The 9167-nt window shown below is 62.7% G+C and carries 10 protein-coding genes; 1 reads left to right on the forward strand and 9 read right to left on the reverse strand.

The features are described from left to right. Positions 1-9: 9 nt before the first annotated feature. The 9 genes from P9M14_17745 to P9M14_17785 all read right to left on the reverse strand — a co-directional run bounded on the left by P9M14_17745 (position 10) and on the right by P9M14_17785 (position 7852). Complete coding sequence (locus P9M14_17745; protein ID MDP8257594.1) at positions 10-1149, reverse strand: acyl-CoA dehydrogenase family protein; 1140 nt, start codon at positions 1147-1149, stop codon at positions 10-12. After that, complete coding sequence (locus tag P9M14_17750) at positions 1149-2303, reverse strand: acyl-CoA dehydrogenase family protein (GenBank protein MDP8257595.1); 1155 nt, start codon at positions 2301-2303, stop codon at positions 1149-1151. Before P9M14_17750 ends, P9M14_17745 begins: the two co-directional genes overlap by 1 nt. 66 nt (positions 2304-2369) lie before the next feature. Continuing rightward, positions 2370-2921 carry a PHP domain-containing protein gene (locus P9M14_17755; GenBank protein ID MDP8257596.1) on the reverse strand — a complete coding sequence of 184 codons (552 nt, stop codon included), beginning with the start codon at positions 2919-2921 and terminating at the stop codon, positions 2370-2372. Between the two features lies 1 nt (position 2922). Further along, positions 2923-3576, reverse strand: a complete 654-nt coding sequence (locus P9M14_17760) for a TetR/AcrR family transcriptional regulator (protein MDP8257597.1) — start codon at positions 3574-3576, stop codon at positions 2923-2925. 94 nt (positions 3577-3670) lie between these two features. After that, entirely contained in the window at positions 3671-4387 is a 717-nt protein-coding gene (locus P9M14_17765) for a hypothetical protein (protein MDP8257598.1), read from the reverse strand. A gap of 134 nt (positions 4388-4521) precedes the next feature. Further along, on the reverse strand, positions 4522-4818 hold the full coding sequence (locus P9M14_17770) for a hypothetical protein (GenBank protein MDP8257599.1): 297 nt from the start codon (positions 4816-4818) through the stop codon (positions 4522-4524). A 30-nt stretch (positions 4819-4848) separates the two neighbouring features. Next, positions 4849-6396 carry a GMC oxidoreductase gene (locus P9M14_17775; GenBank protein MDP8257600.1) on the reverse strand — a complete coding sequence of 516 codons (1548 nt, stop codon included), beginning with the start codon at positions 6394-6396 and terminating at the stop codon, positions 4849-4851. Next, positions 6386-7000, reverse strand: coding sequence for a hypothetical protein (locus tag P9M14_17780; GenBank protein ID MDP8257601.1), 615 nt, complete (start codon positions 6998-7000; stop codon positions 6386-6388). Before P9M14_17780 ends, P9M14_17775 begins: the two co-directional genes overlap by 11 nt. 9 nt (positions 7001-7009) lie before the next feature. Continuing rightward, on the reverse strand, positions 7010-7852 hold the full coding sequence (locus tag P9M14_17785; GenBank protein MDP8257602.1) for a CxxxxCH/CxxCH domain-containing protein: 843 nt from the start codon (positions 7850-7852) through the stop codon (positions 7010-7012). A gap of 181 nt (positions 7853-8033) precedes the next feature. Here P9M14_17785 and P9M14_17790 point away from each other — a divergent pair, with 181 nt between their 5' ends. After that, positions 8034-8981, forward strand: a complete 948-nt coding sequence (locus P9M14_17790; protein MDP8257603.1) for an EFR1 family ferrodoxin — start codon at positions 8034-8036, stop codon at positions 8979-8981. Positions 8982-9167 lie beyond the last annotated feature (186 nt).

Here is a 9167-nt window from a genome sequence, read left to right on the forward strand (position 1 = left end):
CTCCGATCTTCACTTGAACGGGCGTAGGCATTGGGCGGCGATCTCCATGCGATGCAGCTCATTGGTTCCGCCGCTGATCTCACCGGGTTTGGCATCGCGGTACAGTCGTTCGACAACAGACGTAGTCAGGCAGCCGTATCCGCCGTGGACCTGCACCGCCCAAGAGCCGACCTTGGAGGCGGCCTCGCTACAGAAAACCTTGGCGCATCCGGCCACGGTAGTTGCGTCGGGGGCGTTGCTGTCGATCAACCATGCGGCGTTGCGCGTGATCAGCCCTCCGGCGTCGATCAGCATTTTCATGTCCGAGAGCTTGAAGCCCACCTCTTGGAAACGGTGGATCGGCTTGCCGAACGCCTTGCGTTCGCGCGAGTAGGTCACCGCCGCCTCGAAGCCCGCGCGGCACAGCCCGACCGCAGTAGCAGCGCGGAGCGCCAGTGCCGGCAGCAGCAGCTCATCGCGCTGAGACATCCCACTGTCGGGCTCGCCCAAGAGCACAGCCTCGCAGCCGTCTAGCCGGAGCTCGCACATTAACGCCCCTCGGCAGCCCAGCATGTCTAAAGTAGGTCCGGCCTTGAGTCCCGGCACCCCGCTCTCGACTAAAAACATGCCGAATTGCTCGTCGCCGGTTTTAGCCAGCACCAGCGCGACATCGGCCAGCGGGCCGTTGGTGACCATTGTCTTCACGCCGCGCAGGTTCCAGCTTTGGCCCTCGAGAGTTGCCCGGGTCTCAATCGCGGCGACATCCGAGCCGCAGCCGGGCTCGGTCACGGCAAAGGCGCCGATCAGCTTGCCTTGGCGTAGGCCGGGTAGCAGCCGCTGCTTGGCGTCGTCCGCGGCAAAGCGCCCGATGCCCTTGGCGCAGAGAATTGTGGCCAGGGCGCTGCTCGCCGTGGATTGGCAGGCCTGGCCCAGCAGCTCGGTATAAACCACTATCTCGGTCAGCGGCGCACCGCCGCCGTCCGGCGCAGGGATCTGCATCTCGAAATAGCCGAACTCGCCTAGGGCGGCGACGTTTTCGCGCAACAGTCGTTCGCGCTCGCTCTGGGAGCCCTTGTCCAGGCCATCGGCATTGGGTGCGATGCGCTCGGCACAGAACTTCTCGAATTTGCCAAAAGCGGCCTTCTGGTCGTCGGTATAGTCGTAATTCATCAGCGCTCTCCCTGGACGAAGCGCGAGATGATCATCCGCTGGACCTCGCTGGTGCCGCCGCCGATCGAGGTCAGCTTGGCGTCGCGGAAGTAGCGTTCGACCGGGTACTCGTGCATTAATCCGTACCCACCGAAGATCTGCACCGCGTCTGACGCCGCGAGCATCGATTGCTCTCCCATGTAGAGCTTGGACACGGCTGCGTCGAGATGGTTCATCGGACGGCCCTGATCCTTATTCCAGGCCACGCGATAGACCAGCAGCTTGCCGACTTCGTAGAAAATCCGCAGGTCGGCCAGTTTGTGCTGCACCGCCTGAAACTGGGCGATGGGACGGCCGAACTGTTTACGTTCACAGGCGTACTGCGCGGCCAGGTCGAGAATCCGCCGCGTGCCGCCGATTCCCGGCGCGAGCAGCGCTGAGCGGTCCCACTCCAGCGCGCCCAGGGCCACGAGAAATCCGGCGCCGATCTGTCCCAGCACGTTCTCCTCGGGCACCAGCGCGTCCTCGAAAATCAGCTCCGATGTCGTGCTGGCGCGCACGCCGAGCTTGTGCAGCACCTTGCCCACCTTGAATCCCGGCGTATCCTTCTCCACGAAAAAGGCGGTGATCCCCATCGGCCCGGCGTCTTTGTCAGTCACGGCGAAGACCACCACAACGTCGGCCAGCGGGCCGTTTGTGATGAACATCTTGGTGCCGTTGAGCACCCAGCCCCCGTCGCGCTTCTCGGCGCGGGTACGAATCGAGACCGCGTCCGACCCGGCATCGGGCTCGGTCAGGCCCATGGCGCCGATCCACTCGCCGGTGGCCAACTTGGGCAGGTAGCGCTGCTTCTGCTCCTCGGTGCCGTGCTTCATAATCGTGTCGCCGCACAGAAAAGAGTGTGCGCCGTAGGCCAGCATCAGGCCGCCGTCCGCACCCCCCTCGGCCAGCGCCTCACCGGCCAGGCAAGCGGTGACCACGTCGGCGTTCGAACCGCCGTATTCCTCGGGAAAATGCAGACCGAGAATGCCGAACTCTCCGAGCTTGCGCCAGGCCTCGGCGCACCACTCGCTCTTGAGGTCCGATTCCTCGGCCAGCGGTTCGATCTCTTTGGATGCGAACTTGAGCACCTGCTCGCGGAAGGCGAGCTGTTCAGGGGTAAACGAAAACTCCATCGACACCTCCGTTAACGAATGCGCTGTTGGTACTGCACCGCATCTGCGCGGGCAGTCGCGCCGCCATCAACTGAAACAAGGCTTGGCTTCCCCTCGTTTGATCGCGCGGATTATCTCGTCGCGATCACGCACGCAGTCGATCTCGACCCAGGCCCTGCCGCAGCCGAACGAGGTGTGGCTGTCGTCTGAGGCGACCTTGGGGTAGGGGATTTCGGAGGTGTCGTATTCCGGGGTGTAGAACCCCTTGGCCGAGACCTCGACTGCGTCGAGTGGATACTTGTGCGACACCGCCTCGATGATCTCGATCAACTGCTTGAGGCTGTAGTCGTACTCTCCCGGGTGATTGAAGATGTGCAGCTGCTCGTGCTCGCCGAAGATCTGCGAGACGTGAACATAGCCGCGCTCGAAAATCGTCAGTTCGATCCCGGCGAACACCAGCAGGCCGTTGTTCGAGGTTGGGACGTTCTCGCGCCAGTCGGGCCGCAGCAGATAATCGTGGTCAGTGATCGCCAGGAAGTCGAACCCCAGTTCGGTGTAGCGCTTAACGACCTGCTCGGGGCTGAGCTCTCCGTCGGACAGTGTGCTGTGGTTGTGTAGCGCTCCGCGCAGCCGGGGCATCTCAGCCTTCCTTGGGCAATGCGCTGCCCAGGCCATCGAGGATGAAGGCCAACGCCTCCTGCTCGACCTTGCGCAAATCCTTGGAGCCGATCTGCCAAATATAGTAGTGGTAGGCCATGCGCTCGAGCATTCCCAGAATGCTCACCGCGACCACCTCGGCCTGGCGCCGCGCGCGGCGCCCGCCGCTGCCGCTGACCCGCAGCAGCGCGTTGGCGATGTCGTGGATCAGCAGCTCGAATACGCGCATGCGCTGCTGTTCGATCTCCGGGCTGAGCCCCACGGATTCGCGCAGCACCAAAATCAGCATCTCGCGCCGGTCGTTGCAGAACTCGCGAAAGAACGCCCGGCCGCTACGCTCGAAGCTGTCCAGCGGCCCGCGGCCGCGGGCGAAGGCCCGGCCGAGGATCTGGCGCAGCCGAGCGATGGCGTCGTCGAGCAGCGCCAGCAGCAGCTCGTCCTTGTTCTCGAAGTACAGATAGAAGGTGCCGACCGAAATCCCCGCGGACTCGGCGATGTCGGCGATGGCCGCTCCGGAGACCCCACGCTCGGCAAAGAGCACCAGCGCGGCGTCCATGATCTGTCCACGGCGCTGGTCCTTGAGCCTGCGGAACTTGACGTTTCCGCGGTTGTCACGCTTTTCGGCAACGTTTGACATAAATGAAAGTGAATTTAGCTTCAGTTATTTCCGGCAGACAATTTTCTACACCGAACGCCGATCGCAGTCAAGGCCGGTCCGCAAGCCGCCGAAATTATTGCGAGGGGATTCGCTCGATCCGTCCGGCGATCAGCCGTTGGCCCTCGGGGTTGGGGTGGATGTGATCGGCGAAGTAGCGGCTGCTGACGATCCCGTTCCCATCGCGGCAATCGTTTGCGCGAAAGATCTGCTCCAGGTCGAGCAGCGGCGCGTCGAATTCGACGGCCAGTTCGCGCAACAGACTGTTCATCTGCGAGGTGGTTCGCCCCAGGTAGGGTTCGCAGTCGATCGCCGCCTGATAGTGCCGCGTCGCCGCGCGACAGTCGCCCAGCGCCTCGTAGGCCCAGGCCGTTACGTAATGCGCTTGCAGGTTGATCGGCTGCTCGGCAATCGAAGCTTTCAACAACCCGATCGCCCGTTGCGGCTCGCCTGCCTCCAACGCCGCGACCCCCTGCTCGTAGAACGACTCGGCGCGCATGGAATCCAGGGCGGATCTGTAGTTCGTCTCGGCATGCAGTTGAGTGGGCACGCTGAACAGCACCAGGTCGGCGTTGTTGGCCCGGCACAGCGAATCGATGGCGCGCAGGTTGCGCTCAAACGAGTCGAGGGAAAGCACGCCGTTGCGCCGGGGGATCGAATCACAGATCAGTTCCGAGGAGAGCATCCAGTTGCGCAGCACAGTGATGAAGTATGAGCGATAGAGCGAGCGTTTGAATTGCAGCAGCAGATTGTCGGCGTGCACCTGGGACGGCGAGTCGAACTCGCCGTACATCTCGTTGTTGCCCAGATAGACACCACGTCGGGCTGCAGCTTGATCAGCGTGCCCTCAACGCCTGGTAGCTGTTGTAGCCCGGCACCGTAGCGTTAACCACCTGTACGCCGTCAATGCCGAGGCGCTCGCGCGTTTTACTGTGCCGCGTGGCACTCCAGGCACTTGTCTGGAATGGTCTCACTGTTATAGGCGCCGTCGTGTGCGCCGCTGTGACAGGTCACGCAGTTCGAGGCCGGGTCATGCCCGACGGGCAGAGGCGTGGCATCGTCGTCGTCATCATCATCAACAGTATCATCATCGTCGTCGTCGACGACGTCGTCGTCATCATCACCGTCGTCATCGTCGTCACCGCTGTTGCAGGCCACGGAGCCCAGCACCAGCCCGAAGGACAGCAGAAGCGCCAACAAGATCCATAAAAAGTCTTTACGCATCGCTAGCCCCCTTTATCGTGTGAGATAGGTTTATTGCTTTTTCTCCGGCGGATTCATCCGGCTCGGTCGGCCCAACATACCATCGGCCACCTTGTAGGCCAACGCGTAGATGATGAACGCGCAGTTGGCCAACAGGGGCGCGGGGAACAGGCTGCCGTCCGCAATCCAGAGGTTGTCCATGTCGTGGACCTTGCCGTCGAGGTCAGTCACCGCCTGCGTGGGATCGGTCCCCATGCGGCAGGTGCCGACCTTGTGCACTACGTCGATGCCGCCGGCGAAGGTGTACTCGTCGATCACCCCGGCCTTGCGCAGGAACGAGCGTGAGTGCTCACAAGAGGTCTCGACCCATTGGCGCTCCTGGGCGTTGGGCTCGAACTGCACCACGGGCAGCGGATCGCCGTAGCGGTTGGTCTTGGACGGGTGGGGCAGCACGAAATTCTCGGTGAAGCCGTTGTCGTAGGAGCGGCACAGCGGGGCCGAGCAGGCGATGCGCGGGAAGTAGCGCATCAACCGTTTGAACTTCAGACCCAGCAAGTCGATCAGGTCGGCGGTCTCCATCACCTCGACCATGCCGCCCATGTAGGTCGGCGGCGAGGCCATGTTGTATTCCATCAGGAAGCCGTTGTCGTAATTCTTGTAGTTGTCGTTGAGTTCGACCACCTGGCCCTGATATGTGCGCACGTCCTCGCGCTGCAGCACGCCGTAGGTGGCGCGGAAAAAATGTCCGCGCAGGTTCCGGCCGACCTGGCCCGAGGAGTTGGCCAACGCCTCGCCGTTCTTACCCGACCAGTGCAGCAGCATCGGGGTGATCATCGAGCCCGAGGCGAGCACAAAGCGCTCGGCGTAAATCGTGTGCTCCTCAACATGCTCGCCCATACCCATCGCGTTGCCGCCGGTGCGCTTGAGATAGGTGATGCTCTCGATCTTGGTCCCCGCGGCGTTGGTGTTCAGCCGCGTGACCCAGCAGTTGTCGCGCACCTCGGCGCCGAACCACTTGGCCTTGGGCAGGGTGATAGTCAGCGCGTTGGCCTTGGCGTTGTAGCGGCAGCCCAAGATGCAGCAGCGGCAGCGGCGACAGCGGTCGTGGTACACGCCGTATTCGAACCACGGCTCGCGATTAAAAGCCGACTGGATCGGCACCAGCTCGCCGCCCGAGACCTCGTTGAACAGCTTGGCGTAGTGGCTCATCTCGTCGACCGGCCAGCGGTAGACGTGGAAGCGTTCTTTAACTAGGTCGATGTATGGCAGAAATTCGTGGTGGCTGAACGGCCACTGGGAATAGTCGCGCGGGGTCGACTCCTCGAGCACGCCGCCGTAAGTCGTAGTGCCTCCGCCTGCGCATTCGCCCATGTCCGTGCGCCAGCGCCGACCGGCGAACTCCTCGTGCCAAAACAGGTTGATCGTCGGCAGGAACTGTTGGCTGTCGGCGAAGTGGTCGGGCGAGCCAAAGGTAATATCCAGGTCGTCGCCGGCCTCGAGGAATACGACCTTAGCCCCGGCCTCGGCCAGCTCGCCGCCAAGGGTAGCGCCTCCGGCGCCAGCTCCGACGATTACGACGTCAGCTGTATCAATCGCCATTTCTCAACCCCTTCCTCAGCGCCACCGGGAACTGTTGGCAATCCGGATACCCCTCGCACGGGTAGCGGAAGGTGCCGGTGGGATCTTGCGGGTCGTACCAGTTCATTGACTCGAACAGTACCTTCCACTCCTCCTCGGTGTTCTCCTCGAAGGTGCCGATCATCGAGATCGTCAGCAGGCCGGTGAGCATGTCCTTGATCAGCGGCGCAAGCTCCTCGCGCTCGGATACCCAGGCACGGATCGCGGCCAGACGCTCGGCGTCGTCGCAGTCGAGGAAGAACGACTTGCCCACGGCCTGCTTGGAGTACTTGTTGAGCATCAGCGCCACGGCGTACTGCCCCACGTTCTCGAGGTAGGCCGCCAGCACCCAGTCGCCGTGATAGTCCGAGCCCTTGAAGTCGTTGGGAATCTCCGGGTCGGCCGGGACGATGACGTCAACCGCCGCGGTGATCTCGGGCAACGGCGCGGGGCCGCTCTTGTTCAGCGGATCGCCCGGCCGCCAATCCTGGAAACCCAGAGGCAGGTCCTGGGCCATGATCGAGGTCGAAAGCAGAGTCGAGAAAAGCCCGACGGTCGTGGTCGTGATAAACGTGCGTCTGTCCATCGGCCCCTCCTATTGCTCGCCGGGCATGTCGATGTGGCCGTTGATGTGGCTGCCCAACGGCAATATCTGCTGGTTCTCGTCCACCGAGCTGGGGTGGCACGAGTTGCAGTCGGCGTCGGCGTTGCCCTGGGGATCGGTTAGGCGGTGGCAGGCGCCGCAACGTGAGGCGTCGCCGCTTTGATCCCACCAGCCCGGCTGCTTGTGATCGCCGCCGCTGAGGGTCGCGCCGTGGCAGTAGACATTGGAACAGGTCTCGCCATCGTAGCTGGGCTGCGCGCCGTCGTGTGTCGCCATGAAGCCGAAGTTGATCTCGGCCACGTTGTCGCCGTCGATGTGCCCAGGCTTCCAGGTGCCGTTTGGCACCACGTGGCAGTTGACGCAGTTGACCTTGTGCGCGTCAATGGCGTCTCGCCGCATGGCCGCGTGCGCGCCCACGCCTTGCTCCTGCACATCGCACGAGCCCTCGAGGTTCTGCGGCGGCGAGGTCCCCAGGTTCCAGCCGTGGCACGAGCTGCAGCCCACTGCATAGTCGACCTCGCCGTTGTTGTGCCGCTCCGCATCGACGAACTCCCAGTTCTGGTCGACAACGTAGCCGTGGCAGCGGTAGCAACGGATGTTGTCCGGGTGGCGGCTGGTCTGCGGAGGAGCCCCATGACAGCTATCGCAGCCCTCGGGGACCTCCATCAGCGCAAAGCCGCAATCGTCGAGTTCGCCTTGGTCGTTGTCATCGTCATCGTCGCCATCAGTGCAGGTGGCCAGCAGCGCCAGCGCAAGCACGGCGATCAGCGCGACAATGACCAACCACCAAGACGCGGCTTTTACTTTAGGTCGGTGTATTGTGTCGGTTTTCATCCTGGCTCCAAAAAAAGGCTCAAGGCCGGGCGCAGCCGCCCGCTCAATAGAATGTTTTACGGGTCGCGGTACGAGTGGTCAAGGCCTTAGCATTCAAGTCGGCAGGATGGGGTCATTATTAGAGTTTGAAACTATCGAGAGGCCAGCGTAGAGTTTAAGCACGCCCGTGGAGAGGATAAACATGAGCAGCCGCAGAAAATTCATCATCGGCTCGACCGCGGTCCTGGGCGGCGTGGCGGCCGGGGCGCATTTAAGCTCCTGCTCGGCGCACGACGCGCCGCGGGCGATCGGCAACACCGATCCGAAAACCGCCCTGGTGGCCTGGTACAGCCAGACCGGCCACACGGCGCGCATGGGCAAGCTGATGGCCCAGACCTGGCGCGCGGCAGGGCTGGAAGTGCTGGCAAGCGACATCCGTAAAGTCGATCCACAGCAGGCAGCGCAATACGACCTGCTGCTGCTGGGCGCGCCGGTCAACTTCATGGATCTGCCACCCAACGTACTCCAGTGGCTCGATCGCCTGCCCGACCTGGGCAAGTCCGCCTGCGCCTCGTACGTCACCTATGGCAACGACGGGCACAACGAGCACAACACCGCCTGCCATATCCTGGAGATCGCGGCGGAGCGGGGAGCGGCCACGGTGGGCATGGAGCTGTTCTCCAACATGAACACCTTTTCGCCGTTCTACCTCACGCAAAGCGGGCTGAAACGCGTGCTGCGCTACAGGAACCTGCCCGACGAACAGCAGTTCGAGCGCGCCCGCAACTTCGCCGCCGATGTATTGCAGGCGGTGCGCGCAGGACGGATCACGCCGATCGAACACAAGTTCGACATCGCGGCATTGGGCACGATGTTCGCCCCGGTCTGGTGGACCAAGCAGGCGATCAACCTACACCGCATCGACCCTGAGACGTGCATTGAGTGCGGCGCCTGCCAGGACAAATGCCCGGTGGGCGCCATCGACTTGGCCGCGCGCAGCATTGACCACGACAAGTGCATCGCCTGCATGGGCTGCGTCAACAACTGCCCCACTACGGCCCTGGAGATGGAGCTGTTCGGCCGACGCGTCACCGGATTCAAACGGATGTGCGAGCAACAGGACATCGTCATTGCCGAGCCGGAAGTTTAATCCAAAATAAGCCGCCGACGTGGGGCGGGTCGTTGCTCAACGACCAGAAAAGTACGCGAGCCTTGCTGCGTATACATGAAAGAGGGCTGTCCTCGAGGTCTGTTTGATAAAACAGCCTCAAACGTTAAACGTGCTCATACGACACAAACTTTGAGGAGGACAGCCCAATGCAACTTTACATCGGCC

The organism is Candidatus Alcyoniella australis, from assembly GCA_030765605.1.
Lineage (GTDB): Bacteria > Lernaellota > Lernaellaia > JAVCCG01 > Alcyoniellaceae > Alcyoniella > Alcyoniella australis.